This is a genomic window from Bacillus sp. FSL K6-2431 (genome assembly GCF_038005165.1).
Classification (GTDB): domain Bacteria; phylum Bacillota; class Bacilli; order Bacillales; family Bacillaceae; genus Bacillus; species Bacillus pumilus.
Map to the genome: position 1 here is coordinate 3,001,499 of NZ_JBBOSQ010000001.1, position 24,795 is coordinate 3,026,293.

The following is a 24,795-nucleotide window of genomic DNA, read 5'->3' on the forward strand; positions in this document are numbered from 1 at the left end:
GTCATAATCTTTTTTTGAAAAAAATATAGTATCATAAAGACGAGCTTTCGAAATAGGAAGCTTGTCTTTATGTGGACATAGATGGTTGCCTGTTCAAAAGATCAGAATTGAAAGGAAAGAAAATCATGAATCTATGGGATTTATTCGTGGCACTGGTTTTAGGAATTGTCGAAGGATTAACAGAGTATGCACCTGTCTCGTCTACAGGTCACATGATCATTGTCGATGATCTTTGGTTAAAGTCAAAGGAAATCATTACGCCAGAGGCGGCAAACACATTTAAAGTCGTGATTCAGTTAGGCTCTATTTTAGCTGTCATGATTGTGTTCAAGGATCGAATTTTGAACTTGTTAGGCTTAAAGAAAAATATCACTGAAGAACAAAAGCGCAGCGGGCATAAACTGACCATTGCTCAAATTGCAGTAGGACTCGTCCCAGCCGTCATTTTAGGATTCTTATTTGAAGATTATATTGATAAATACTTGTTTGACGTGAGAACAGTTGCTGTCGGTTTGATTTTAGGCGCAGTGCTGATGCTTGTCGCTGACTGGATCAATAAACGTAAAACAGAAACAAGCTCTGTCGATAACATGACGTATAAACAGGCGCTTTATATCGGACTGTTTCAATGTTTGGCATTATGGCCAGGCTTCTCGCGCTCAGGTTCGACGATCGCAGGCGGGGTTATTCTTGGTTTGAATCACCGTGCAGCAGCTGACTTTACATTTATCATGGCGATGCCGATTATGGCGGGGGCAAGCTTGTTAACACTGGTGAAAAATGCCGAATATTTAACAACAGACATGCTGCCATTCTTTATCGTCGGCTTTGTGAGTGCATTTGTTGTGGCTCTCTTCGTTGTTCGATTCTTCCTAAAACTGATCAATAAAATCAAACTGGTGCCTTTTGCAATATATCGAATAATCCTAGGTGTGATTTTATTTATCCTATTCATGTAATGCTGAAAACTACTCTTATTAAAGAGTAGTTTTTTGTTGTTTTAACTATTTTAAACAGTAAAATCACCCTCTTATTTGGTAGAAAAAGAAGTTTTTTCATAAATTAGTGTTTAAGAGATTGGAGAAGGGGTAGTACATAAACATACCAATTAAAGGAGGAGTTAGAAATAATGAGAAAAACAAGCAAATTCTTTGTTAGTTCTGTGATCGCTACGTCAATGGTTGCTGCCCCTCTATCTCTTACGACTTTTGGTCAAACGGCTGAAGCTGCAACGACAACAGGTGTTGATGGAAGTGTCTCTATTGATCCAGTAGCCATTGCCGATAAAATTGAACAAGCAGTAAAATCATCTCAAAATCGTGATGGATTCGTTAAAAATGCGGCGTACAGCGCCTTCTATGAAGCAGGTCAAAACTATAACGTCGTTGTCCAAAACTTAAGCCAAGACCATGACTTTAGCGGACTGAACAATGTGGTTTACTATGATAGTGTTGAATATGATGGTATTACGTTTGGTATTTGGGTATTTGAAGATGGGACGTTCGTCAATAATGGTGACGGCGGCTATATTAACTGGACATTTGTCGGCAGCTTTGACCGTGAGGAAGGAAGCGGCACTGTCGACTTCCATAAAAGATTCTAATCTTATTGTTAAAAGTCTGCCGATTCACCGGCAGACTTTTTTTATAACGCACATTCTTCTATGTCAAAACCTAAATCTTCAATGATATGATGATCCATTTTGACTTGCTGACCTTTTGTTGTTAAATAATCGCCTACGAAAATGGAATTTGCCGCATAAAGGGCAAGCGGCTGAAGCGTCCGTAAATTGAACTCTCTGCCTCCAGACACTCGAATTTCCTTGGTTGGATTGACAAACCTCATGAGTGCCAACACTTTCAATGCTTTGACCGGATGTGTTCGTTCTTGATGCTCAAGTGGTGTTCCCTCAATTGCATGAAGAAAGTTGACTGGAATGGAATCCGCATCAATGGCTCTGAGCGCAAAAGCCATTTCAACAATTTGCTGGTTGGTTTCACCCATTCCAATAATAACCCCTGAGCAAGGTGACATGCCCGACTGTTTGACCTCCTCAAGGGTCGACAAGCGGTCATGATATGTATGAGTTGTCGTAATGTGAGTATGATGATCTTGATGTGTATTGATATTGTGATTGTACCGATGAACCCCTGCTTCCTTCAGCCGCTTCGCTTTGTCTTCATTTAATAACCCAAGACATGCACACACCTTCAAAGGCATGGTCTCAGTGATCTCTTTTACTGCTGCTGTCACCTCATCTAATTCTCTGTGAGAAGGTGCTCTGCCGCTCGCGACAATACAATAAGTCCCCGCTTTTCTCTTGAGCGCCTCACGCGCGCCAGCCACAATCGTTTTTTGATCAAGCATTGTATATCGTTCAACCGATGCTTTAGAAATGATCGACTGTGAACAATAACCACAGTTTTCAGGACAATAACCGCTTTTTGCGTTAAGAATCATATTTAATTTCACCTTATTTTGAAAAAAATGAAATCGTACTTGATAGGCTGCATGCATGATAGATAATAATTCTCTATCGTCAGCTTCAAGAATATCTAGACCTTCTTGAAGAGTGATCCGTTCATTTTTCAGCGCTTTTTCTGCTATCGCTTCCCAAGACAAAGATATGTGTTTTCCCATCATAAGCTCCTCTCATTATGTTAACTTATTTTTATTAAAAGTTAACATAATGGATAGTCGTTGGCAAGCATTGGATAAATGAAGTCTACAAAAATACTTGAAGACACACAAAAAGGCGATGATCATGAAGTCATCGCCTTTTTATATGTAAAGCCTTATAGCTTATCGAACAGTAATATAGTTAATCACAAGCTCGCCTAGTGAATTATAGTAAGAAACTGTGACAGAACCACGTTGTACGGCACGAATCCAAGTGAAGTTCGGAGCTGTTTGATCTAATTGAATGGCATATGTTGCGCCTGACACAGAAATTTGACTTGCTGGAAGAGAGACGGCGATTGAAGAACCTACAGTAAGCGTACGGTTCACTGTAATCACTTTATTCATAATAGGAGCTTTTGCTATAACTGGTTCTTTTGGCTGTGCAGCTGCATGTGCACCTTCAGTTTGGAAGAACGTAAGAGCACCTAAAGCAGCTAAAGACAATGTACAAGCTTTCATTAATTTTTTCATCGGTAACACTCCTTTTTTTGGCATATACATATATTAATAATAATAGTATTATATGTCAATTAAAATATGTGGAAAAAAGAGTATTTATGGTGAAAATTGTCACATATTATTCATGAGCCTTCTCTTTTTTAGGGGAAAAAGAGGCATAAAAAAAAGCTGGGCGTATCCCAGCAATGTAAAGCTTTATGAAAAGAGATGCTCAATCGTCGTCTCGCTGTTTTGGCTGACGGCCTTTTTGCTTCTCTTTTTCTTTAATGTAGTGAATAAAATCGATGGTTTGTCTTCGTGCTTCTTCGGAAAAATCGGAGGCAGCCTTAAACGCAATTTGCAAATCAGGATCGTCTGCAAGGTCGCCATCAGTTCCGCCTTTGTCCTTACCTGTGAGAAGATAGTCCGTTGAAACCCCGTATAACTCGGCGATTTTCACAATCATTTCACCGTCGGGCTTTCTCAAGCCATATTCCCAATTTGCATAAGTGGACATCGCCTTTAATCCGAGTTTTTTAGCAACCGTTGACTTGCTCCATCCATGCTTCTCTCTTAATTCAGTTAAAATCTTCCCAGTCAAATTATCCATTGGAAACACCTTTTTTCATGTTATGAGTAAATTTTATCATGAATTACACGGAAAAGATAAATAATTACACAAAAAGAATAAAAAATGATTGACTTACTCGTTTTGTGTATATTATCATAATGAATATAACTTACACATATTGAGTAAGAGGTGAAAAGATGAAACTTGAAAATTTACGAGAAGAACGCATTTTACAAGGAAAAACACAAACCTATTTGGCGAAAAAGTTAGGGTATAAGTATACGAGCGGCTATGCAAATATAGAAATGGGCAGAACGAAGCCCAGCTTAGAAATAGCAAAGCATATTGCAGATTTGCTGAATAGGGGTGTTCAAGAGCTTTTTTTTGACCAAAAGTTACACGAAATGAGTAATTCTTTAAAGGAAGAGCACTTCTTTGAAAAGGGGAGACGAACAAAATGAATATTGAACATCCAATGGTAGCGCAGATGAATGATTTTGGATATCCAAAAAGCTATTGGTCATATGACATGACACGTTATGGGTATCAAGTCGAGATTGAAGAGAGTCTGGAGGGATTTGAAGAAGATGAAACATCAGATGACGTTTGATGCCAGAAAGGAAGCGCAGCTCTGTTTAGTCCAAGCCGGCGGCTGGATGACCTTTCAACACCAAAAACCGGTGTTTGTTTTTTCCACATCAGAAGACAAGCAAACATACATGACCCTCTTGGCGGAAAAGCTCGCTGAAGCAAAAAAGGAGGAAGCAAGACGACATGAAACGATGGAAGAAAATCATGGAAATCCTCAAATGCTTGCTCAAAGCGAGTAAAAACGAACAAGACATTCGTCAGTGGGAAAAGGATGACGGGAGATCATAACATGGTCATCCATTTCATCATTGAGACAGAGTTATTGTTCACAAAAGATACATTGATAAAAAGAATACGAGCAGCTGCAAAAGCGCAATGCCCGCAGAAAATAAAAGACGCACTATCACTCGAGATTCGTTTATTTGACGACATGCCGCTTGACATAGCTGATTGTCAAATCAAGCGTACATACGCAGAGAAAGGTTTGATACGTCCAGTGAACGTCAGCATCTTTCAGCCCCGATTACACCATATTCAAGAAGCACTTCATTCTATTGCGGATAGGGCCCCTCTACAGATTGTCGATTTAAGAGTTTCCCAGTTTTATAGTATGCGTCCAAGAATTGAAATCATTTTAAATACGATAGGTGATGGCACGAAGTCCTCACCAATTAAGGAGACAAGCATATGAACGAGCCAAAACAATTATTCATTCAAGAAAACCAGACATTTGTCGGTGAGATGGAAACAGGAAAAATTCAAGTCATCGTGTTAGATGGGAATGTAGGAACAGCTTATCAGATAGATGTACCTGAACATGGAAAAACCATTATCCAAACGGCAAAAGGTCATTTTGCAAGAGTAGATCACGAGATTGGTTTTAAAATCAGCTAGATCACAGAACAGATCACAACATCATACGTCCAAGACGGAAAGCCTGCGGACACTGATCAAGACCCTATGAAAAGGGGACTGATTGGTGTCCGTTTTTTATTTTCTTAAAAAAGGGAGAGAGCCAATATGCAAGATTTACTTATCGAATACAAACGAGCATTAAAGGATGCTAGAAAACAATATGAACCATTTAAAGAAAAAGAAGAACATCAGCTGTCCGTTCAAGACAAGCATGATAAAAAAATGATCGCCAGTATGGTGAGCGATCTCGAATACGTAGTAGAGTGGCTTCAAATTGGAAGAGAGCCAGGCGCACGCAGAGGATTAGACAGACGTTCAGTCTATCAGCGCACCATTCTAGCAAATCCAGAAGTGTTAGAGGCTTTATCACATGAATATACAATCATCCAAGAAAATGAAAAAGAATTCAGTGAGCGGGACAAGAAACGAATTGATGAAGCCTTGTCCGTTTTAACGGACCGAGAAAAGGACGTATTTTTCATGCACACAACGCAAGGATTATCGTTTAGCGAGATTGCGATCATGCTGGATGTGAAGAAAGGAACTGTCCAAAAACATATGGAGAGAGCTCGGACAAAGATGGCCAAAAAAGTACAAGAACGCCTATTCGAAGTAGCTGAATAGGCGTTTTTTCTTTTACAAAATAAATGGAGCAACACTTGTCTTACAGTTGCCACCTATAGTTAGAAAGACCAAACGGATGTTTGCTAGCCCTACACAAATGATTCCTTCACAGGAAATCGTTCGAATTAAAAGGAGGCGGCAGGTGAATGTAAATGAAAGATAAACGGATAGAAGCCAAGCAAGATTATATGAAAGGGATGACGTACCAGCAAATTGCTGATCATTACAATGTCTCGATCCATACCGTGAAATCTTGGAAAAGACGATACGGATGGCAAAGGCAAAAAGGTTCGTCAAAGCAGGCACACTCGATCTTCAATCAGTTTCTTTCAGATGAAACAATTGAAATCATGGAGAAAATGGGCGGGCGTACATCGCTTGATTTAATCTGGGATCAAATTCAAATTCAATATGCTGCCATTATTCGGGCGCAGCGAATCATGTATGTGTCAGATCAAGATGACATGATCAAAGAGCTGAAAAAGGCAGCATACATGCCTTCTTCATTAGAAGAAACAGTAGAAGGCATTCAGCCAGAACAAGAAATCAGCACAGAAGAATATTCGTTTCAATTTTCATGGGATCGGCATGCCACCTTTTTAAATGCCCAATCCCGTGCAATGGGAGAGCTCAGGCGTCTCATTAAACAGTTTGAAGAGCTTGCACATGCGAAGGATGAACGAAGATTAAGGCTAAAGCAAATTGAACTGACCATCGAAAAAACAAAAAAAGCAGTGCGCGAAGAAAAAGAGGAAGATCTTCACATCATGATCAAACGAAAAGAGGATAACTCATGACGCCATTGATTGAAAAAGAAGTCAATCCTCACTTTGAACACTTTCTATTCGATTGGAATCAAAAGTTTCAATTTTTAGTAGGCGGCTACGGCTCCTCGAAAAGCTATCACATTGCGTTAAAACTCATTTTAAAGCTGCTGGAAGAAAAACGGACAGCACTTGTCATTCGAGAAGTATATGATACGCACCGCGAATCAACATTTTCTCTCTTACAAGAGATCGTAAGCGATCTTGGCATCGATCATGTGGTGAAGTGCCGCAGTTCGCCGCTTGCCTTGACGTTTCGAAATGGCAGCAGCATCTTATTCAAAGGGCTGGACAAGCCTGAGAAATTGAAATCGATTAACAATATATCGATGATTTGGATTGAGGAGTGTTCAGAGGTTTCTTATGAAGGCTTTAAAGAGCTGCTTGGAAGGCTGAGGCACCCGTCCTTACCGCTTTATATGATGTTATCGACCAATCCTGTTGGTCAAGATAATTGGACGTACAGACATTTCTTTCGAGATGAACAGCTGAAGCGATTTGTCCTAGATGACGAAACCTTATACAAAAAACGCACCGTTGTGATCAAGGATACGTACTATCATCACTCCACAGCGGAAGATAACCTATTTCTCCCTAAAAGCTATGTGGAGCAGCTGGATGAGCTGAAAGAATACGACCCAGACCTCTATCGAATTGCGAGGAAGGGCTATTTCGGCATCAACGGCACAAAGGTTTTTCCTCAATTTGAGGTGAGAAGCCATTCTGATGTATTAGAAGCCATTCAGCAGATTGACCGGCCGCTAAAACGAGCAGGCATGGATTTTGGATTTGTTGAATCATACAATGCGCTCATTCGATTAGCCGTCGACCATGAAAAAAAGTACTTATATATTTACTGGGAATATTACGACCGCGGGAAAACAGATGATGAAACAGCTGTTGACCTAAAAGAGTTCATTGAATCAAAGGAACTCATCAAAGCCGATGCAGCCGAGCCTAAAACCATTCACTATTTTCGGCAGCGTGGATTTCAAATGGTGGCAGCACATAAGTTCCAAGGCTCTCGTTTGCAGTATACGAAAAAGATCAAACGGTTTAAAAAAATCATTTGCTCTGATGCTTGTCCGTACACAATCTATGAACTTCAATCACTGACCTATAAGGCAGATAAGGATGGACGTTTAGAGGAAGATGCATTTCAAATCGATCCGCACACATTATCAGCGATCTGGTATGCGCTGGATGATTATGAAGTGACGGATTTGAAACAGACCGCCTCAGAGCGTGTCCGTCCAAACAGAGAGAGGAGGTCCATACAATGAAACAATTGAAAGCAACGATTATGAAGGCAAACATGTCTGATCATACAAAACAAATGTATGCAGATGAATTTTCCTATGAAAAAGACGACATTGTTCCCCCGCCTTACAACATCAATGAATTAAAAAGCATGGCAGAATATTCAACCATTCTTCAGCAATGTATTGATGCGTACAAAACGAATATTTTGGGTTTTGGGTTTGGGGTGGAATATGCCTTTGACTTTAATGCAGAAGGTGTAAAACCGGCAAAAAAGAAAGCCGCAGAAAAGGAATGGACAAGACTTGAAGAGTTTACGAAGTACATGAACTATGATGAGTCCGCTGATGTGATTCTTGGCTATGTCCTCGAAGACCGAGAGAAAACGGGTAATGGCTTTTTAGAGGTGCTGAGAGATGGACAAGGAAAGCCGGCCGGAATCGAGTATTTAGATGCGCTCCATATCCGCATTTGCAAGCTTAGTGAGCCAGTCGACGTTGAATTCAGTTACACAGAAAATGGCGAATTAAGAACAATGAATCGAAAGAAACGATTCCGCAAATATGTGCAGGTGATCAACGAAAAGAAAGTCTTCTTCAAGGAGTATGGTGATCCGCGCATTTTGCACTGTGAAACAGGCAAGTACGATGACACCACACCAGAGCCGCTTCGCGCAACAGAAGTAATTCATTTTAAAATTGGCAGCGGAACGTATGGGATTCCCCGCTGGATTGGCAACATCGTCAATATGTACGGAGCACGCAAGGCAGAGGAGCTGAACTATCTTTATTTTAAACAAGGACGGCATGTACCAGGTGCCATCATTGTCGAAAATGGGATGCTGTCAGAATCCTCTTATCAGCAGCTTCAAGATTATATGGACGATATTGAAGGATCTGATCATGCACATAAATTTCTATTGCTTGAAGTTGAAGGTCTGCCGACAGAAAAAGGGTTAACGGGAGAAGAAGATGTCTCAAATGTCAAAGTAAACTTCAAATCTCTAGCCGAGATCCTGCAAGAAGATGCGCTCTTTTTAGAATACGATGAAAAAACAAGAAACAAAATCCGCTCTGCGTTTCGCCTTCCACCAATTTACACAGGTGAGTCTCAAGACTATAACAAAGCGACAGCAGATACAGCGCGTAAAACAACTGAAGAGCAAGTATTTCAGCCGGAACGGCATCTCATCACAGGAAAACTCAATACTCTTTTCCTGCCGGATCTTGAAATTTGGCATGTCCGTTTTCTATTAAATGGTCCTGATTTTAGAGATCCATTAGAGATTGCCAAAGTACTGACACCATTTATTCAGGCGGGGGCAGTGTCACCTAACGATTTGCGCGATTTAGCAGGAAGAATCCTCGGAAAAACGCTAGAGGAATGGCCTGAGGAACTGTATCACCGCCCTTTAGAAAGCCGCATGAAATCAGCTGAAGAAAAGCCTCAACCAGAGCCGGACCAGCTGACGAAATAAACAGAAGCGGGTGCGCTTTTTTGAAAGGGGGTGAACATATGCCAAGAGAACTAAAAAACGCTAAAATTACGCATGTTTCCTACGTGGACAAAGCAGCGAACAAGAAGAAATTCTTTTTGATGAAAGCAAAGAAAAAGCGGCCTGACTTTCAAAAAGAGGTCAGTGTCCTGACAAAGGCAGAAGATGCTCATCGCCTCGTGTACGGTGTCGTGTATGAGCCGAATACACCTGATGCACATCAAGACTTTATGACAGCCAAGGAAATTGAAAGAGCGGCACACGGCTTTATGAAGGATGCCCGTCATATTGATAAGCAGCATGATTTTCAAGATGGTGTTGGCGAAGTGGTTGAATCATATATTGCTCCGACTGATGTTGAAGTGGGCGGGGAGCTGATTCGCAAAGGATCTTGGGTGCTTGTGACAAAGGCTTCCCAAGAGATTTGGGATCAAATTCAAAAAGGCCACATTACAGGCTACTCAATGGCCGGAACGGCGGACATCGTCGCCATAGAAGAACAAGATCAGCTTCTATCTCAAGACACAAATGAGAGAGGGCTTTTTTCTTTGCTGAAAAATTTCTTTTTAAAAGAGGAAGGTGCAAACATGTCACAATCATTTTGGAATATTTTAGACCATCTGCTGGAAACCTTACAGTCAAGTGATGGTGATGAGGCGGATGTAAGAGCTACCTTAGAACAGCTCATTCCAATCATGCAGGACATTCTGAAGACAGAGGATGTACTTCAAACGATTGGTGAAAGGCCAGCAGACGTACAAAAAGAAGAGGCCGCTTTGACGACGGATCAAGTGCGAGAGCTCGAAAAGGCAAAAAAGGCCATCGAAAACGTCTTGCAGCAGGCTGAAAAGCAGGAAACAGAACAAACAGGGGAAGAACCTGTCCAAAAAGTGCTCGAGCAAGTCGTTGCACCGATTCGTCATCAGCTCTCTTCCTTAGAAAAATCAGCCAGCAGAGAAAAAGCAGCGATGCAGGAAGTGCTTCAGGAGCAGCTTTTGCCTATTTCAGAGCGGATTCACATGCTTGAAAAGGCAAGGGGCATATCAAAACAAACAATCCACGATACACAAAACGACACGACAAAACCCATATGGGATGGCTTACTATAAGCCGAAATAAGGAGGAAACAGTGTGAGAAATCAAGAGTTGATTCGTAAGGCCGAAATGACACTTGCCAGCTTAAAAACCGGCGGTCTCATGAACGCAACCCAATCCAACACATTCATTAGAATGATGCAAAACACACCAACCGTTTTAAATGATGCACGCATCATTCCGATGGAAAGTGATTCACAAAAAATCGAAAAAATCGGCTTTGGCCAGCGTATTTTGCGCCCGGCAGAGGAAGGCAAAGCGCTTGATGCGAAAGACCGTGTTGTCCCAGCGACAAGCACTGTCCAGCTAAATGCAAAAGAGGTCATTGCAGAGATTCATATGACCTACGACAGCATTGAAAACAATATTGAAAAAGACGGAATTCAGCAGACGATTATGCAAATGCTTGCTGAACGAGCGGCAGTTGATATTGAAGAGCTCATCGTCAATGGGGATACGACTTCAGCAGATCCGTTTTTAGCCCAAATGGATGGCGTCAGAAAACAAGCGGTATCTCATATTGTAGATGCAAATGGAGCGGAAATTAGCCGTCAAATGTTTAAACAAGCCTATAAAGCGATGCCGTCAAAATATTTACGTGTACCTCAGGATTTCCGTTTCTACACATCCCCAAGTTTAGAGGTGGAATGGAAGGATCAAGTAGCAAACCGTCAGACAACTCTCGGAGATGCGGTTATTCAAGGCGGACTTTCTTCTGCATTCGGTGTGCCGGTCAAAGGTCTTGCCAATATGCAGCCATATGACGAAGCGGGAACAGACGTATCAGATATTTTGCTGACACACCCTAAAAATATTATCGTAGGTTTTTCTCGTCATATTCGAATTGAAGTAGAAAAAGATATTCGCAGACGTAAATTTATTATTGTCCTAACAGCGAAGCTAGACAGCAAATTTGAGGAAGAGGATGCTGTAGCAAAAGTGATGAAAGTGAAAGAGTAGGTGACATCAGGCCATGATTATTTCTCCTGAAGAACTGCAAGCCTATTCTGTATTTGAGCGTGTGAAAAATCGATCTGTAGAAAGACTGACAGCAGATATTATCGAAGCAGAAGCTGCGGTATTTCAGATCGTAGGTCATGATTTCTCAAGCGAAAAATATCAGCCCCTCCCTGAAAAAGCAAGAATCGCATTATTAAAGATGGCCCAATATTTTGCCATGCTGAATGATGATGAATCTATGATGAAGGGCTTTACGTCAGAAAAAATGGGTGATTATTCATATGCGAAGGCAGCTGATCAAGTGAAAGGCAAACCTTATGTATATGCCCTGCTTGTCGATTACATTGAACCATCATTTACTGGCGGCAGTACCAAATTAAAGGTGAGATCATTATGAGTTATCAATCTCTCTTAACAGATCGCTGTGATCTTTTTCACCTTGAACATCAGGAGGCTTCCCGAGGAAAATTCGGGATTCCAGCTGATGACTTACAAATGACTCTTTCCTATCCCGATGCGCCTAGCCTGACAGATCTGGCTTGTTATGTCATAGAAAAGAATCAGTCGCTTGTGCAAGAAGAGCCGAATACAGTGATTTATCAGTCCTATCTTGTCCATTTTCCTTTAGCAAGTGATATTCGCCTGCATGACAAAATGGTGTGGAACGGCGTCTCACTTAAGTTGCAGCAGCCCAAAAAAGTGAAAAATCATCACATTGAAGTGATGGCAGTCAGGAAGGAAAATCTATGAAAATTGATGGACTTGACCGGCTGCTTTCACAGCTGGAAACAGCGTGTGCCGGCGGCTTAAAAGCAGAATATCAAGATTGGCTAGAGGACATGGGTCTAGAGCTTTTGGACATCATTCAGGATGAGTTAATCAAGGAGAATGCTGTCGATACAGGTCGGCTTCTAAGCTCCTTTACGCAAGGAGACAAGGAGAATCATTTTCTCATGTCAAAAGGTGGTCTCACACTTGAAGTGGGAACGAAGCTTGAATATGCCTCCTATGTCAATGACGGACATGCTACTTCTTCAAGTGGAGAGCGAAGATGGGTGCCTGGCAGATGGGCTGGCAGTCGCTTTGAATATGATCCGAATGCAAAGACAGGAATGATGCTTGCCTCTCAATGGGTAGATGGAAATGGCTACTGGGATCATGCTGTCATGCTCTATGAGCAAATGTTTGAACAGTCGCTGGATCGAAAGCTTCAAAGCTGGTTCGATCGACATTTTGGGAGGTGATGAAATGAATCAAGAAGTCGGGGCAATCATGCATTATATTTACACACACTTTCCTGTGACAATGTATGATCGACTTTTGCCAGAGCGTTTTCAAGTGCCATCCGTTTATGTGCCGCCCGTAACAGTCATCAGCGGTCCAGATACGGTATCTACATTTATGAAATCTTATTCGCTGCAAGTGAAAGTGTTTCATATGGATTCAGAAAAAGCACATGACGCGGCAGAAATAATTGTTGATGCATTGCTTGCTGATCGTCAAATGATTCAGATGATGAGTGAAGATGGAGAGGTGCTTGATGATTATGTCCGCATAAAAAGAGTGGAAACCAGAATGTTAGATCAAGGCGTAGCAGCGATTGTCCTGACGTGGGATAGCAGTTATTGGTATAACCGAGACAAACAAGCGAGCCTTGAAGACATCAACTTTTCAGATGGGGTGATCAAACGTGAGCAAGACTAAAAAAGCAGAGCCTGCTCAAACAGCTGGCGAAGAAAAAGAATTTGGCTTTTCATTTGAAGCCTTAAAGGAGCACAGTAAGGATCTTTTTGGGGTTAAACCAGAAATCCTTGAAGGTGCTCTTTTTTATATCAAACATCAACCAATTACAAAAACAGAAGCGAAAAAGCACATTGATGCTTTTTTGTCCAAGGAGGTTTAAAGGATGAACGGAGGCACATTTACACCAGGTACAGAGAAAAAGCGTCCTGGCATTTACTTTAATTTTAAAACAACAGCAGAGCAGCGAATTACTTTAGGCGATCGAGGTACGGTGGCACTTCCTCTTGTGATGAGCTGGGGAGAACCAAAAACCTTTATTTCCGTTTCCAATATGGAAGACTTAAATAAAAAGGTTGGACTCAACATTGATGACAAGTCTCTTCTTCTTTTCCGTGAAGCAAAGAAAAAAGCACAAACGGTCTTGCTTTACCGCCTAAACGAAGGGGTACAAGCCAAAGCGGAAATCGCAGAAAAATTTGTGGTCACAGCCAATTATGGCGGTCAAAAAGGAAATGAGATCACTATCCAAGTGGCAGAAAATGTACTCGACAGCACAAAACGTGACGTCATCACTTATCTTGGAACAGATATTGTCGATAAGCAGGTTGTCACGGATGTCAAAGATCTTGTAGAAAACAAATATGTTCAATTTTCTGGTGAAGGTGAAGCAGTTATCACGGCTGGTGTGGCACTAAGCGGCGGGAAAAACGGTGTGGCAAGTGTCGCAGATTATACAGCTTTCCTAGAAGCAGCAGAAACAGAATATTTTGATGTCATTGCGCTCCCAGTCGATAATAGTGAGCAATTAAAAGCAACCTTCGCTTCATTTATCGAGCGTCTACGTGATAAGCAAGGACGTAAGGTGCAAGGCGTTGTGGCGAACTATGCAGCTGACCAAGAAGGCATCATTAATGTGACAAGCGGTGTTGTGCTGGAAGATGGAACAGAACTAACACCTGCTCAAACAACAGCTTGGGTTGCAGGGGCAAGTGCAGGTGCAAACTTCAATCAGTCACTCACCTTTGTTGAATACGAAGGAGCAGTGGATACATTAGAACGCCTTGATAATGATCAAGTAGAATACCGATTATCACAAGGGGAGTTCCTCTTTACTTTTGATGCGAGAGACCGCACGGTGAGTGTTGAAAAAGATATTAACTCTTTAACAAGCTTCACAGCTGAAAAGAATCAGCAAATGGCGAAAAACAAAATCATTCGTGTGCTTGATGCCATCAACAATGATTTAACGTTCGAATTAAAAAATCTGATTAAATTACGCAAAGCCAATGGCAATGACATTCCAGCATCTGATGATGGAGTGCAGCTTGTGAAAACACTGATTACACAGTATCTCACACAGCTTCAAGATGGCAGCGGCATTACAGGCTTTAACTCAGAAACAGATATCGTGATCGGTCTCAATGAAGATCGTGATGGATTTATTATCGATCTAGCTGTTCAACCAGTAGATGCAGCAGAAAAATTCTATTTCAATGTGGAGGTGAAGTAAGATGGCTTTTAAAGCGCAAAATACAATTTCAGGTAAAGAGGGTCGTCTTTTCTTAGAAGGTGAGGAGCTTGCCTTTATCAAAACGTTTGAAGCAAACGTGGAGAAAAACAAATCAGAAGTCAACGTGATGGGCCGAAGAATGACTGGTCATAAAACAACTGGGGCAAACGGAACAGGAACGGCAACATTCTATAAAGTCACTTCACGTTTCGTACAACTCATGCTCAACTATGTGAAAAAAGGGGAAGATCCTTATTTCACTCTTCAAGCGGTGATTGACGATAAATCATCAGGCCGAGGTACTGAGCGTGTGACATTATTTGATGTCAACTTTGATTCGGCTAAAATTGCTGGACTGGATGTCGATTCAGAAGCACTTGAAGAAGAAGTTCCGTTTACGTTCGAGGACTTTGATCTTCCTGAAAAGCTGAAGAATTCCTTTTAATGAACAAAAGGCATACAAATGACGAAAATATATGTTATTTTTATTTTATTCAACGATATGGTATAATTTTTCATAGTTACAGAGTAGCTACAAAAGTGTTACTGTGTAACCCCAAAAAGTTTTTTAGAAATATGTTTACATGCAAAGTACTTTGCATAAAATAAAAAGAAGCCAGGATGCGTCAACATCCCGGCAATGTACAATTTGGCCCTCAAGGGGCTGGCTTATCAATTAGATAGTTTTTAAGGATAGACTTTCCCTTCAACCGTCCAAAGCTCAAGGGGAGTCTATTTTTTGTCTATATACGTCAACAAAGTAAAGATAAACATCCCGAATAAAAGCATTAGGGAAATCGCTTCAAATGTTGACATTGGCATCACCCCCTTCCTATCGGGGATGAGCCAGACACCCTTGAGCAAGCCGTTCAATTGTACAATTTAGATTATACATGAAAAGATTGGAAAGCACATTCAAAAAATGGATGTGCTTTTTTGCATTCAAAAAAACATAACAAAGGGAGTTTTTATACATGAGCGAAAAACAAACATTTGATCTTTCATTTTTTATGCCAGGAAAAACAGTAGAAGCGGAAGAGGTCAAAGTACCAATTTCTAAGCGTTTTGTTGATAAAAAAGGGAATGTCATCCCTTTTGTCTTTAAAGCCATTACAACTGAACGCATTGATGAACTGGAAAAAGAAAATACGACCTTCAAGAATGTCAAAGGCAGAGGCCGCGTGAAGGACTTAGACAGCCAGCGTTTCTACGCACGAATTGCCATTGAATCGACTATTTATCCAGATTTCCGCTCGAAGGAATTAAGAGAAGCCTACAGCACACAAGATCCAGTTGAAGTCGCAAAACGTGTATTATCTGTCGGCGGTGAATACGCAAACTGGTTAAACAAAGCGATTGAAATCAACGGATTCGAAGACGAAATTGAAGATTTAGAAGACGCAGCAAAAAACTAATAAAAGATGGGGATAAGGAAGCCGTGTTTTTATATTACGCCATGCACGAGCTTCACTATTCCCCATCTGAACTCCTAGATTTATACGAATCACCAAGACCATTCAAAGCACTCCTATTTGGACTCATCAGCTACAAACTCGACATGCTAGAAAAAGAAGCAAAGAAAGGAGGGAAATAATTGGCGAAACTCACTGCGCGATTTGAATTAGAAGACAAAGTATCGAAGAAGCTGCTGCGCATTCAAAAACGATTTCAAACCTTTGAGAAGCAGCTCAAACCATTTAGAAAACCGGTGAAAATAAACCTGGATATAGATGACAAAAAATTAAGAAACTTTAGTTTATCGCTTCGGAAAATGTCAGTGATTTCCATGAGGCTGGATCAAGGAATCTATAGTGATCTTAAAGCATTAAACAATCAGTTAAATATGTTCCCGAATCACTTGGTCATATCCATTCAAGCGAAGGGATTAGATGTCATTAAATCGAGCATAAATCGTTTAAAGCAAGCGGGAACAAGCCCCATTATGCTGACGTTTAAACTAAACGATCAATTGTCAGGTAAAATGTCATCAATCAAAAAATCTATCTTTCAGCTCATGAACAGAACGTACTATATGAGATTAAACATGGTTGACCAAGCCACCGCTGCAATTCAACGAATCAAAAAGACGCTCAAAAGCTTGACGATGTCTAAACACGAAATCAGAGTGTCTGTTCAAGACAATGCAAAGAGTAAGTTGAAAAAACGAGATCAAGCAGAGTCGGTTGTGAAAGAACAAAACATAAAAAAAGAACCTGAGGCTGTTAGTCCGTCAGTGAAAACGGAAGATCCTAAACAGAGCTGGCTCCAGAACCTTGCCAATAAGGGATTAAGTGAAATTCAAAAATATGCAGGTGACGTTGCAGATAAAGTGAAGGAAAAATTGAGTCCTAGAAAGTTTTGGGATGAAAAAGCACTTCCTTGGGTTGAAAATAAAATAGAAGAGTACAAGCAAGATGTGATCGGAAGAATTAAAGAGAAAATTAAATTTAATCCTGAAAAAAAACTAGATCAATTGGTGACTAATGTATTAGATCGGTTCTTAGGTGCAAGTGATCAATCAAGTGAAAGTACCACTCAGGCACCAACAACAGCACCAACAACAGCACCAACAACAGCACCAACAACAGCACCAACAACAGCACCAACAACAGCACCAACATCAACACCATCAAATCCAGCTCCCAAAACGAAACCTCAGTCGCGAGGTGGAAAAGGCTTGTTTCGCAATAGTTGTTGCCCCTGCTGTGCAAGAGGTTTAAGCAGGGGAGGATCTACTAAAACTAAAAATCGAAATGGTCGCTCACCAAGACAGACAAGAAATCCAAATGCTACATCAAGGGCCGAAATGAATAGAAGACCTCCAAGTAGATTAGGGAAACTGAAAACAAATGCAGGTAAATTATTTGGAAAAATCCCTACTGGACTAAAGAAAGGTGCGGGTATCGCAGCTTCAGCTGGCGGACTTACGGGTTTAGTGAAAGGTAGCAAGGGGTTAAGTGGATTAGGGAATGCAATGAAAAGTATAGGTAAAGGGAGCGGAAAATTATTAAAGAAAGTACCTATTCTAGGAAGTGTACTTAGTGCAACAAATCTAATTGGTATGAACAAAGAGAATGCTGGTGAAAAGATTGGTACGACTGGAGGCGGCATCGCCGGTGGAATGGCAGGTGCTGCAGCAGGTGCAGCTATTGGAAGCGTAGTCCCAGGGATAGGTACAGCCATCGGCGGTCTAGTAGGCGGCATCGCTGGAAGTATGGGCGGAGAATCTATCGGTGAAACAATTGGAAAATGGTTTGATGGCGGCGGATTTGAAAAGATTGGCCAAAAAGCCATTGAAATCAAAAATCAAATTGTCGAAGTTTGGTCAACAGTCGCGGCTTGGTTCACAGAAAATGTATGGACGCCACTAAGTGATACAGTCGTTACAGTAGCAACGACCATCTGGACAAATCTAGTCAATGCCTGGACATGGATTCAAGAAACATTTAGTGCAGTTGCAGGCTGGTTTATCGAAAACGTATGGACGCCACTAAGTGATACAGTCGTTACAGTAGCAACGACCATCTGGACAAATCTAGTCAATGCCTGGACATGGATTCAAGAAACATTTAGTGCAGTTGCAAGCTGGTTTATCGAAAACGTATGGACACCGCTCAGCGACACAGTCGTTACGGTAGCAACAACCATCTGGACAAGTCTAGTCAATGCCTGGACATGGATACAAGAAACGTTCAGTGCAGTTGCAGGTTGGTTTATTGAAAACGTTTGGACACCACTGAGCAGTACAGTTGTTACAGTCGCTACAGGGATTTGGACAGCATTATCAAATGCATGGAAAAAGATACAATCAATCTTTGGAGCTGTATCGTCATGGTTTATGGAAAATGTGTGGAATCCACTTGTAGATACCGTAGGAACCATTAAAGACAGTTTCGGGAAAAAGTTCGAAGAAGCGTATAAAGTGGTGACAGATATATGGGATGGATTATCCAAATGGTTTGAGGACAACATTCAAAAGCCGATTGTAAAAGTAGCAGAAGCTATTGGTGATGGGTTTTCTAAAGCGTTTGGGTGGGTTAAAAAGATTTTTGACAAAGCAGGCGGTATTGTAGATGTAGTCATAAATTGGATTGTTGGGAAGAAAAAACCCGATAACAATGCCACAGGCGGCTATATCACCCAGCCAACCTTATCATGGGTCGGTGAAGCAGGTAACGAATTTGTCATTCCAACTCAAAATAACCGAGGGCGCGGGAAGATGCTGCTTGCTCAGGCTGCTTCTCATCTTGGGATGTCTGTTATGCCAAGCGGAGCAGCTGGAAATCAAGTATCAAGCTCTCCAGCTCCTACAGCAGTAGCTTCATCATCTTCTGTCGGTTCAATAGACGGATCGGTCTCGATGACTGGGAACATTCAAGCCTCCAGCATAGGCGAGCAATTTAATAAGGATTTTGAACAAGGATTAAATCAAAAAATGATTACACTTGATCAATGGAAACAAAAGAATATTCAGCAGCCTTTTGGTCAATTGACCTCAGACTCAAATAAGTACGGTCAGCAAACAGTTGCTGCTTTTGCGAATGGTCAGCAGATGACACCAACAGGAACAGATAGCTTTTTGCAAAGTCGTGTAAAAGCACCATACCAACAAGTGATGACAGCATCGCCAACTTGGGGTTCTGGAACGGTTAGTGGTTTTGCCACAGGTCAAAATGCCACATCAGTTGGTACTAGCCAATACGTAGATCAGCACATCAAACAACCATTTCTACAAGCAAAACAAGAATCACCAGGCTGGGGCTCAGGAATGATGGATGCCTTTAACAGTGGCATGCGTTCAAAAGCAAGTGAAGTCACACAAGCCGCCAAAGAAATGGCGAAGAAAGTAGAGCAGGCGTTTAGAGAGGAATTAGATATTCATTCCCCTTCACGCGTCATGATGAGTCTTGGGAAATTCGCATCGATCGGTGTCGTCAAAGGACTCGACTCAGTTGATGTGAAAAAGTTTGCTGAAAATCAGGCTGGTTCATTAATCGGTGCCTTCAGCGGTATGGGGGCTTCAGGTCTTAGTGTTCAGCAATGGCTCATGGCAGCTCTCATGGCAACTGGCACATCGATGAACTGGCTTCCAGGACTTATGACCATTGCGCAGCATGAATCGAATGGAAATCCGAGAGCAATCAACTTATGGGATTCTAACGCCAAGAAGGGAACGCCTTCTAAAGGCTTAATGCAAACCATTGGAACGACGTTTAACTCTAATAAAGGCAAGGGCATGAATGACATTTGGAACCCAATTCATAATGCCGTAGCAGCCATTAACTACATCAAGGGCAGATATGGAACAGTCTTCAATACACCGGGATTACGAAGTATGAGAAGAGGCGGGCCTTATAAAGGCTACGCAAATGGTGGACTGATTACTCAGGAGCAGGTTGCTAGAGTTGGTGAAGGAAACAAACGCGAATGGATCATTCCTGAAGAAAGAGGCATACGCGGAAGGTATTTATTAACCCAGGCAGCCAAGGCACTTGGAATGCAAGTATATGATCCAGCAAATGCGTCTGCTCCTTTACCAGAATCACAAATGCAGCAAGTCACCTCAGCTCAGTCTTCTAGTCGTACAGCATCGTCAAGTAATAAGCAAATCACCATTCAATTCAATGGGGACCAGCATTTCCATAATGGACAAGATCAGCAATCGCTTGTCGAAAAAATTAGACAAATGCTCGTAGATGAACTGGAAGTAGAGCTTCATACAGGAACGAAGGGGGTCGTGATTGATGGGTAAATCAGTGTATCAATTGTGGATTTCCCAAGGAAAGGACAAGTTGCGATTCCCTGTCCTTCCATCCGAACTTGAAATCACAAATAACGTACAAAATGAAACGGTAAAGGTTGCCTCTTTTGGAGAACTGACCTTTATTGATGTCCCATCGGCTAAGCAAGTATCATTCACTTCATTATTTCCTAAGAAATATTCGCCAATTGCTGAATATAAAAGCATTCCATCACCGGAGAATGCGATAGCGAAAATAGAACGAATGATGCGTTCAAAGAAGTCTGTGCGGTTGATTGTAACGGGGACAAAAATCAATATGACGTGCAGCATTGAAAGCTTCACCCATAAAGAAGGATCATATGATATTGGCGATCGTGAATTTACGATCGAGTTAAAGGAATACAAAACCGCATCACCTAGGAAAATTAAACGAAAGAAAAAAGCAAAACAAACAAAAAAGAAAAGGCCTTCAAAAACACCGCCAAAAATGTACACCGTCAAAAAAGGGGATACGCTATGGGCTATTTCAGGCAGGTTTTATGGCGACAGTACAAAATGGCGACGTATTTGGAATGCCAATAAATTAGCGATGATTAAACGTAGCAAACGCAATATTAAGCAGCCGGGGCATTGGATTTTCCCTGGACAAAGGTTAAAAATACCACAATAGGGGGGCTGGCATTGATCGAGCTTTTTGCCATCAGAAGCGGCACCATGTATGAGCTTGTCACAGAGAGTGTGACACTTCAGGGGCAAAGGTATCAAGCCCCTCGTTCTATTCAAGCAAATATTATCACAAAGCAAGGGAGTCAAACATATTACCGTGTCTCAGAAGGGGACACGGTTCTTTTTAAATGGAAAGGAAAAGAGCTGTTCAGAGGCATTGTGTTTTCTAGGACGCCTGTTGAAGGGAAACTGACCTTTACCGCATACGACATGCTTCAATATTTGGTGAAAAACCAAGATGTCTATGTTTTTTCAAAACAAAGAGCAGATCAAATCTTGAGACGGATTGGAGCTGACTTTCAAATTCCCATGACCTCCATCGCCAATACAGGTCATGTCATAAAATCACTAGTGTTTAAAAACGATACGAGCCTATATGACATGATTCTGAAAGCATTAAAAGAGACAAAGCGGCAAACCGGCAGAAACTATCAAATCTATTCTGCTAAAGGAAAGATGGGGCTGAGAGCTTGGCCAGATCCAGAGGACGTATGGGTCATTGAATCAGGTGTCAATCTCATTGGCTATCAGTACAGCACCTCGATTGAAGAAACAGCCACTCGTGTCAAGCTGCGCACGTCTGCGGATGAACAGAGGAAAAATAAGAAAAAAGGTAGCAAATCAGAGATTGTAGTGGTCGAACAGGATAAAGCAGGTCAGAGTAAATACGGTATTTTACAGCATGTTGAGACGGTTACAGGGCAAATCAACCAGCCGCAGCTGCAAAAAAGAGCCAAAGTACGGCTGGCAGAGAAAAAAGGCGTGAAACAAGAAGTCAAAAGCATCCAAGCGCTAGGCATTCCTGAACTGCAAAGCGGTCTTCCAATCTATTTGAAAATCCCTGAAATCAACGTAAAAAAAACGTACTGGATCGATCAAGACAAACATGAATTCAGTGGAGTGAAACACACCATGACAATTGATGTCGTTGAGAAAAATTCCATTCCAAAGGGTGATCAAGCGTGAGGTTAAGTGAAGCGATTAAACGATTAGCAGTGAATGCTGTAGACGCCGCCTCTCCAATTGATCTGGTGATTGGAGAAGTCACGGCAGTTTCTCCTGTAAGCATCCAGTTAAATGAAAACCATAAACTGATCATCCCGGAAGAATTACTGATTTGGCCAAAGCGCCTAAATAAGGGTGAGGATGATGAACTAAAAAGGGGAGACAGCATTATGGTGCTGGCAATGGCAGGAGGACAATCCTTCTACATCATCGACAAATTGTAAGGGAGGTGATGAACGTGGCACTTTCACCAGAGGAAGAAATTGAGGAAACAGAAGAAGACGAAGAGGTGGAAACCTCGACGACGTATCGAATAGATGTTGAAACTGGCAGATTGACAGGTGAAACCATTTCAGGCATTGAAGCAATTCGTCAATTCGTTTATATGACACTTAGGACAGAGCGGTATGCACATCCTATTTACAGCCACGACATTGGCACTGAAATTCAGGAGCTCTTGACGGATACAGAAGCCACGGATGAATACAAAGAAATGGAGATTCCGAGGCTGCTAGAGGAAGCATTGATTGTGGACGAACGGATTGATCATATTGAAGAGATAGAGGTCACAAAGGAGAATGACTCGTTTCATGTCAAGCTAGCTATTGTCACAGATGAAGGCACATTAGAAATAGAGGAGGTGATGGAGAGCGATGTTTGAGGAACAAACGTATGAAGCATTAATGGAAAGAATGCTAGACAGACTGCCAGATGATATAGATAAAAGAGAAAACAGCGTCATTTGGAATGCCTTGGCACCTGCTGCCGCTGAACTGGCCCAGTCCTATATTTGGCTTGATCAAGTATTCGAGCTGGTCTTTGCAGATACAGCACAAGGAGAGTTTCTAGATCGGCGGGCCGCTGAAGTAGGAATTGAAAGAAAACCAGCGACTAAAGCGGTTTGGTCCGCAGCTATTCAGCCGGAGGATATCAACATCCCAGCTGGCTCACGGTTTTTTATTGAAGACGTCTATTTCCAATATTCGAACGATGGCACGCTAGAATGCGAGACACCTGGCAGGATCGGCAATGGTCAATTAACAGATCAGCCGCTACTATCTCTTGATACAATCCCGGGGCTTGAATCAATTATCATGAAAGATTTGGTAATACCCGGACAAGAGGAAGAAGATGACGCTTCGTTATATGATCGCTACTTAATACGTGCTAGGCGAGAGGCTGTCAGTGCCAACAAGGCGCATTATAAAAAATGGGCTGAGGAAGTGACAGGGGTTGGCAGAGCGAAGGTATTCCCGCTTTGGAATGGAGAAGGAACAGTCAAGATTGTCATCACAGACGGCAATCTAGATGTTGCATCAGATCTGCTTGTTAAAAGAGTACAGGAATATATCGACCCAGTACCAGGCGAAGGAGAAGGACAAGCGCCTATTGGTTCAAAAGCGACCGTCGAAAGCGCCAAATGGCTGGACATTGACATAGAAGTAGCCGTCGAACTTCAAATGGACTGGACCCTTGAAGGAGCGCAGAAAGAAATAGAAGAAAAGGTCAAAGCGCTGTTGAAATCAATTGCATTTGAAAAGAGTACCATTCGAATGTCCGCATTAAATGACATTCTGTACCATTCAGAAAGTGTATCAGATTATGCAAACGTGTTATTGAATGGGGAGTCAAAAAACTTAGTATTACAGGACATTGAGATACCGCGTCTGAGGCAGGTGAAGGTTATTGAGCAAACAGGATGAAATGAAAAACTACTTGCCGCCATATTTTACAGAGATTTATGAAGTTGATCACCTGCTCAAAACAGAAGCGCCAGAGTTTGAGCAATTGGATGAATCCATTTTCGATTTAACGGATCAGCTCTTCCCTTTGACAGCGACATGGGGATTGAATAGATGGGAAAGAATGCTGAAGGTGCAGCGAGAATCAGATGATTCCATTGAACTTCGCAGAGCACGCTTACTCAATATGATGTCAAACATTCCACCGATCACGTATCTTTCTTTAGAGAAATCGGTGAATCGCTTTCTCAAAAATCCAAGTGCCATCATCCGTCTGACCACCAATCGCTACCATTTCGCCTTACGTGTGAATCTAGATGATCTGCAAAACACTAGATATATTGTAGAAATACTTGAAACGTTAAAGCCAGCTCATTTGGCTTATACGTTCACTGCATTTCATCATACCGATGTACATGAAATAAATGATCATCACGGGAGGCTCACACTGCGAAGCAGAGTGGGTTTTTTCGATCATATCCCGATTTTACTCAATGGTGAATTTGTATTAAATGGGTCGTTTTATCTGAGCGGAACACGAGGGACAACCGATGTACCTGCTCGTTTTCGGCATTCGTTGAAGATGAGAATGCCGCTTCAGCATAAGTCAGAGAACACATACCGAATGAATTATGTCATGACTGGAGCGGTACATGAAACGAAGCAAGGAGCGGCATTGACTTTACGCACAAAAAATCAGCTCCAGCATCAAACCAAGAAGAAAATGACGTTCCGATTGCCAGTACATGTCCAAACTGAACAGGGCGGCAGCTTACTGATCAAGGATCATTACTGGATTCTCGACGGATCTGTTCCGCTCGACGGATCAAAAATGCTAGCAGCTACTTCTCAAAAAATAGAGCTATAAGGA

The 24,795-nt window shown here is 41.7% G+C and carries 33 protein-coding genes; 29 read left to right on the forward strand and 4 right to left on the reverse strand.

Annotated elements, in window-relative coordinates:
* Positions 1–125 precede the first annotated feature (125 nt).
* Positions 126–959, forward strand: a complete 834-nt coding sequence (locus tag MHH40_RS15010; protein ID WP_050944681.1) for an undecaprenyl-diphosphate phosphatase — start codon at positions 126–128, stop codon at positions 957–959.
* A gap of 170 nt (positions 960–1,129) precedes the next feature.
* Positions 1,130–1,603: a hypothetical protein gene (locus MHH40_RS15015; protein ID WP_003212767.1), complete on the forward strand. Its 474-nt coding sequence runs from the start codon at positions 1,130–1,132 to the stop codon at positions 1,601–1,603.
* A gap of 41 nt (positions 1,604–1,644) precedes the next feature.
* Here the strand turns inward: MHH40_RS15015 and bioB are convergent, their stop codons facing one another.
* From bioB to MHH40_RS15030, 3 genes are all read right to left on the reverse strand, one after another.
* Entirely contained in the window at positions 1,645–2,640 is a 996-nt protein-coding gene (gene bioB, locus MHH40_RS15020) for a biotin synthase BioB (protein WP_050944017.1), read from the reverse strand.
* Positions 2,641–2,802: 162 nt separating this feature from the next.
* Entirely contained in the window at positions 2,803–3,153 is a 351-nt protein-coding gene (locus MHH40_RS15025) for a hypothetical protein (protein WP_003213146.1), read from the reverse strand.
* 199 nt (positions 3,154–3,352) lie between these two features.
* Positions 3,353–3,730, reverse strand: a complete 378-nt coding sequence (locus MHH40_RS15030; RefSeq protein WP_050944016.1) for a helix-turn-helix domain-containing protein — start codon at positions 3,728–3,730, stop codon at positions 3,353–3,355.
* 158 nt (positions 3,731–3,888) lie between these two features.
* Between MHH40_RS15030 and MHH40_RS15035 the strand changes: the two genes are divergently transcribed.
* The 18 genes from MHH40_RS15035 to MHH40_RS15120 all read left to right on the forward strand — a co-directional run bounded on the left by MHH40_RS15035 (position 3,889) and on the right by MHH40_RS15120 (position 15,153).
* Positions 3,889–4,152: a helix-turn-helix transcriptional regulator gene (locus tag MHH40_RS15035; protein ID WP_050944015.1), complete on the forward strand. Its 264-nt coding sequence runs from the start codon at positions 3,889–3,891 to the stop codon at positions 4,150–4,152.
* A complete protein-coding gene (locus tag MHH40_RS15040; protein WP_170965973.1) occupies positions 4,149–4,301 on the forward strand; it encodes a hypothetical protein in 153 nt (50 codons plus the stop codon). The genes MHH40_RS15035 and MHH40_RS15040 overlap by 4 nt, the downstream gene beginning before the upstream one ends.
* Entirely contained in the window at positions 4,279–4,521 is a 243-nt protein-coding gene (locus MHH40_RS15045; RefSeq protein ID WP_233421710.1) for a hypothetical protein, read from the forward strand. The genes MHH40_RS15040 and MHH40_RS15045 overlap by 23 nt, the downstream gene beginning before the upstream one ends.
* 50 nt (positions 4,522–4,571) lie before the next feature.
* A complete protein-coding gene (locus MHH40_RS15050) occupies positions 4,572–4,973 on the forward strand; it encodes a hypothetical protein (RefSeq protein ID WP_050944014.1) in 402 nt (133 codons plus the stop codon).
* Positions 4,970–5,176 carry an XtrA/YqaO family protein gene (locus MHH40_RS15055; RefSeq protein ID WP_012011053.1) on the forward strand — a complete coding sequence of 69 codons (207 nt, stop codon included), beginning with the start codon at positions 4,970–4,972 and terminating at the stop codon, positions 5,174–5,176. The genes MHH40_RS15050 and MHH40_RS15055 overlap by 4 nt, the downstream gene beginning before the upstream one ends.
* A gap of 126 nt (positions 5,177–5,302) precedes the next feature.
* Entirely contained in the window at positions 5,303–5,821 is a 519-nt protein-coding gene (locus tag MHH40_RS15060; RefSeq protein ID WP_050944013.1) for a sigma-70 family RNA polymerase sigma factor, read from the forward strand.
* Positions 5,822–5,973: 152 nt separating this feature from the next.
* Entirely contained in the window at positions 5,974–6,618 is a 645-nt protein-coding gene (gene terS / locus MHH40_RS15065) for a phage terminase small subunit (protein WP_003213198.1), read from the forward strand.
* Positions 6,619–6,626: 8 nt separating this feature from the next.
* Positions 6,627–7,928 carry a PBSX family phage terminase large subunit gene (locus tag MHH40_RS15070; protein WP_161802746.1) on the forward strand — a complete coding sequence of 434 codons (1,302 nt, stop codon included), beginning with the start codon at positions 6,627–6,629 and terminating at the stop codon, positions 7,926–7,928.
* Positions 7,925–9,382 (forward strand): phage portal protein, encoded by a 1,458-nt coding sequence (locus MHH40_RS15075; protein WP_044140773.1) that lies wholly within the window; start codon positions 7,925–7,927, stop codon positions 9,380–9,382. The genes MHH40_RS15070 and MHH40_RS15075 overlap by 4 nt, the downstream gene beginning before the upstream one ends.
* Before the next feature lie 38 nt (positions 9,383–9,420).
* Positions 9,421–10,509 (forward strand): XkdF-like putative serine protease domain-containing protein, encoded by a 1,089-nt coding sequence (locus tag MHH40_RS15080; RefSeq protein WP_050944011.1) that lies wholly within the window; start codon positions 9,421–9,423, stop codon positions 10,507–10,509.
* A gap of 22 nt (positions 10,510–10,531) precedes the next feature.
* Positions 10,532–11,455, forward strand: a complete 924-nt coding sequence (locus tag MHH40_RS15085) for a phage major capsid protein (RefSeq protein WP_050944010.1) — start codon at positions 10,532–10,534, stop codon at positions 11,453–11,455.
* A 13-nt stretch (positions 11,456–11,468) separates the two neighbouring features.
* Complete coding sequence (gene yqbG, locus MHH40_RS15090) at positions 11,469–11,852, forward strand: protein YqbG (RefSeq protein ID WP_050944009.1); 384 nt, start codon at positions 11,469–11,471, stop codon at positions 11,850–11,852.
* A complete protein-coding gene (locus MHH40_RS15095; protein WP_003212773.1) occupies positions 11,849–12,205 on the forward strand; it encodes a YqbH/XkdH family protein in 357 nt (118 codons plus the stop codon). Before yqbG ends, MHH40_RS15095 begins: the two co-directional genes overlap by 4 nt.
* Entirely contained in the window at positions 12,202–12,699 is a 498-nt protein-coding gene (locus MHH40_RS15100; protein ID WP_050944008.1) for an HK97 gp10 family phage protein, read from the forward strand. Before MHH40_RS15095 ends, MHH40_RS15100 begins: the two co-directional genes overlap by 4 nt.
* Before the next feature lie 4 nt (positions 12,700–12,703).
* The gene (locus MHH40_RS15105) at positions 12,704–13,159 is read left to right on the forward strand and encodes a hypothetical protein (RefSeq protein ID WP_050944007.1); all 456 of its coding nucleotides are present in this window, start codon (positions 12,704–12,706) and stop codon (positions 13,157–13,159) included.
* Positions 13,146–13,358 carry a hypothetical protein gene (locus tag MHH40_RS15110; protein ID WP_003212736.1) on the forward strand — a complete coding sequence of 71 codons (213 nt, stop codon included), beginning with the start codon at positions 13,146–13,148 and terminating at the stop codon, positions 13,356–13,358. The genes MHH40_RS15105 and MHH40_RS15110 overlap by 14 nt, the downstream gene beginning before the upstream one ends.
* A 3-nt stretch (positions 13,359–13,361) precedes the next feature.
* The gene (locus MHH40_RS15115) at positions 13,362–14,708 is read left to right on the forward strand and encodes a phage tail sheath family protein (protein WP_050944006.1); all 1,347 of its coding nucleotides are present in this window, start codon (positions 13,362–13,364) and stop codon (positions 14,706–14,708) included.
* Position 14,709: 1 nt separating this feature from the next.
* Positions 14,710–15,153 carry a phage tail tube protein gene (locus tag MHH40_RS15120; protein ID WP_003213309.1) on the forward strand — a complete coding sequence of 148 codons (444 nt, stop codon included), beginning with the start codon at positions 14,710–14,712 and terminating at the stop codon, positions 15,151–15,153.
* A gap of 287 nt (positions 15,154–15,440) precedes the next feature.
* Here MHH40_RS15120 and MHH40_RS18925 read toward each other — a convergent pair whose 3' ends face one another.
* Positions 15,441–15,530: a putative holin-like toxin gene (locus MHH40_RS18925; protein WP_106918392.1), complete on the reverse strand. Its 90-nt coding sequence runs from the start codon at positions 15,528–15,530 to the stop codon at positions 15,441–15,443.
* Positions 15,531–15,682: 152 nt separating this feature from the next.
* On the opposite strand from MHH40_RS18925, the gene MHH40_RS15125 reads away from it, so the two are divergent.
* The 9 genes from MHH40_RS15125 to MHH40_RS15165 are packed head-to-tail and all read left to right on the forward strand — an operon-like array spanning position 15,683 to position 24,792.
* Positions 15,683–16,123, forward strand: coding sequence for a phage tail assembly chaperone (locus MHH40_RS15125; protein ID WP_050944005.1), 441 nt, complete (start codon positions 15,683–15,685; stop codon positions 16,121–16,123).
* A gap of 41 nt (positions 16,124–16,164) precedes the next feature.
* On the forward strand, positions 16,165–16,302 hold the full coding sequence (locus MHH40_RS15130) for a hypothetical protein (RefSeq protein ID WP_088002055.1): 138 nt from the start codon (positions 16,165–16,167) through the stop codon (positions 16,300–16,302).
* Positions 16,303–20,460, forward strand: a complete 4,158-nt coding sequence (locus MHH40_RS15135) for a transglycosylase SLT domain-containing protein (protein WP_340901283.1) — start codon at positions 16,303–16,305, stop codon at positions 20,458–20,460.
* The gene (locus MHH40_RS15140) at positions 20,453–21,121 is read left to right on the forward strand and encodes a LysM peptidoglycan-binding domain-containing protein (protein WP_003213616.1); all 669 of its coding nucleotides are present in this window, start codon (positions 20,453–20,455) and stop codon (positions 21,119–21,121) included. The genes MHH40_RS15135 and MHH40_RS15140 overlap by 8 nt, the downstream gene beginning before the upstream one ends.
* An 11-nt stretch (positions 21,122–21,132) precedes the next feature.
* Positions 21,133–22,143 (forward strand): XkdQ/YqbQ family protein, encoded by a 1,011-nt coding sequence (locus MHH40_RS15145; RefSeq protein WP_050944004.1) that lies wholly within the window; start codon positions 21,133–21,135, stop codon positions 22,141–22,143.
* Entirely contained in the window at positions 22,140–22,406 is a 267-nt protein-coding gene (locus MHH40_RS15150) for a DUF2577 family protein (protein WP_003212971.1), read from the forward strand. The genes MHH40_RS15145 and MHH40_RS15150 overlap by 4 nt, the downstream gene beginning before the upstream one ends.
* A 14-nt stretch (positions 22,407–22,420) precedes the next feature.
* Positions 22,421–22,843, forward strand: coding sequence for a DUF2634 domain-containing protein (locus tag MHH40_RS15155; protein WP_012011034.1), 423 nt, complete (start codon positions 22,421–22,423; stop codon positions 22,841–22,843).
* A complete protein-coding gene (locus MHH40_RS15160; RefSeq protein WP_050944003.1) occupies positions 22,836–23,885 on the forward strand; it encodes a baseplate J/gp47 family protein in 1,050 nt (349 codons plus the stop codon). Before MHH40_RS15155 ends, MHH40_RS15160 begins: the two co-directional genes overlap by 8 nt.
* The gene (locus tag MHH40_RS15165) at positions 23,869–24,792 is read left to right on the forward strand and encodes a YmfQ family protein (RefSeq protein WP_050944002.1); all 924 of its coding nucleotides are present in this window, start codon (positions 23,869–23,871) and stop codon (positions 24,790–24,792) included. The genes MHH40_RS15160 and MHH40_RS15165 overlap by 17 nt, the downstream gene beginning before the upstream one ends.
* Positions 24,793–24,795: the final 3 nt, after the last annotated feature.

Bases quoted from the DNA above. Each gene is read 5' to 3' on its own strand.
- MHH40_RS15105 (WP_050944007.1), top strand. From the start codon at position 12,704: ATGAATCAAGAAGTCGGGGCAATCATGCATTATATTTACACACACTTT.
- MHH40_RS15010 (WP_050944681.1), top strand. From the start codon at position 126: ATGAATCTATGGGATTTATTCGTGGCACTGGTTTTAGGAATTGTCGAA.
- MHH40_RS15040 (WP_170965973.1), top strand. From the start codon at position 4,149: ATGAATATTGAACATCCAATGGTAGCGCAGATGAATGATTTTGGATAT.
- MHH40_RS15030 (WP_050944016.1), bottom strand. From the start codon at position 3,730: ATGGATAATTTGACTGGGAAGATTTTAACTGAATTAAGAGAGAAGCAT.
- bioB (WP_050944017.1), bottom strand. From the start codon at position 2,640: ATGGGAAAACACATATCTTTGTCTTGGGAAGCGATAGCAGAAAAAGCG.
- MHH40_RS15095 (WP_003212773.1), top strand. From the start codon at position 11,849: ATGAGTTATCAATCTCTCTTAACAGATCGCTGTGATCTTTTTCACCTT.
- MHH40_RS15115 (WP_050944006.1), top strand. From the start codon at position 13,362: ATGAACGGAGGCACATTTACACCAGGTACAGAGAAAAAGCGTCCTGGC.
- yqbG (WP_050944009.1), top strand. From the start codon at position 11,469: ATGATTATTTCTCCTGAAGAACTGCAAGCCTATTCTGTATTTGAGCGT.
- MHH40_RS15035 (WP_050944015.1), top strand. From the start codon at position 3,889: ATGAAACTTGAAAATTTACGAGAAGAACGCATTTTACAAGGAAAAACA.
- MHH40_RS15050 (WP_050944014.1), top strand. From the start codon at position 4,572: ATGGTCATCCATTTCATCATTGAGACAGAGTTATTGTTCACAAAAGAT.
- MHH40_RS15130 (WP_088002055.1), top strand. From the start codon at position 16,165: ATGCACGAGCTTCACTATTCCCCATCTGAACTCCTAGATTTATACGAA.
- MHH40_RS15025 (WP_003213146.1), bottom strand. From the start codon at position 3,153: ATGAAAAAATTAATGAAAGCTTGTACATTGTCTTTAGCTGCTTTAGGT.
- MHH40_RS15045 (WP_233421710.1), top strand. From the start codon at position 4,279: ATGAAACATCAGATGACGTTTGATGCCAGAAAGGAAGCGCAGCTCTGT.
- MHH40_RS15160 (WP_050944003.1), top strand. From the start codon at position 22,836: ATGTTTGAGGAACAAACGTATGAAGCATTAATGGAAAGAATGCTAGAC.
- MHH40_RS15140 (WP_003213616.1), top strand. From the start codon at position 20,453: ATGGGTAAATCAGTGTATCAATTGTGGATTTCCCAAGGAAAGGACAAG.
- MHH40_RS15100 (WP_050944008.1), top strand. From the start codon at position 12,202: ATGAAAATTGATGGACTTGACCGGCTGCTTTCACAGCTGGAAACAGCG.
- MHH40_RS15080 (WP_050944011.1), top strand. From the start codon at position 9,421: ATGCCAAGAGAACTAAAAAACGCTAAAATTACGCATGTTTCCTACGTG.
- MHH40_RS15055 (WP_012011053.1), top strand. From the start codon at position 4,970: ATGAACGAGCCAAAACAATTATTCATTCAAGAAAACCAGACATTTGTC.
- MHH40_RS15015 (WP_003212767.1), top strand. From the start codon at position 1,130: ATGAGAAAAACAAGCAAATTCTTTGTTAGTTCTGTGATCGCTACGTCA.
- MHH40_RS15125 (WP_050944005.1), top strand. From the start codon at position 15,683: ATGAGCGAAAAACAAACATTTGATCTTTCATTTTTTATGCCAGGAAAA.
- MHH40_RS15075 (WP_044140773.1), top strand. From the start codon at position 7,925: ATGAAACAATTGAAAGCAACGATTATGAAGGCAAACATGTCTGATCAT.
- terS (WP_003213198.1), top strand. From the start codon at position 5,974: ATGAAAGATAAACGGATAGAAGCCAAGCAAGATTATATGAAAGGGATG.
- MHH40_RS15120 (WP_003213309.1), top strand. From the start codon at position 14,710: ATGGCTTTTAAAGCGCAAAATACAATTTCAGGTAAAGAGGGTCGTCTT.
- MHH40_RS18925 (WP_106918392.1), bottom strand. From the start codon at position 15,530: ATGCCAATGTCAACATTTGAAGCGATTTCCCTAATGCTTTTATTCGGG.
- MHH40_RS15060 (WP_050944013.1), top strand. From the start codon at position 5,303: ATGCAAGATTTACTTATCGAATACAAACGAGCATTAAAGGATGCTAGA.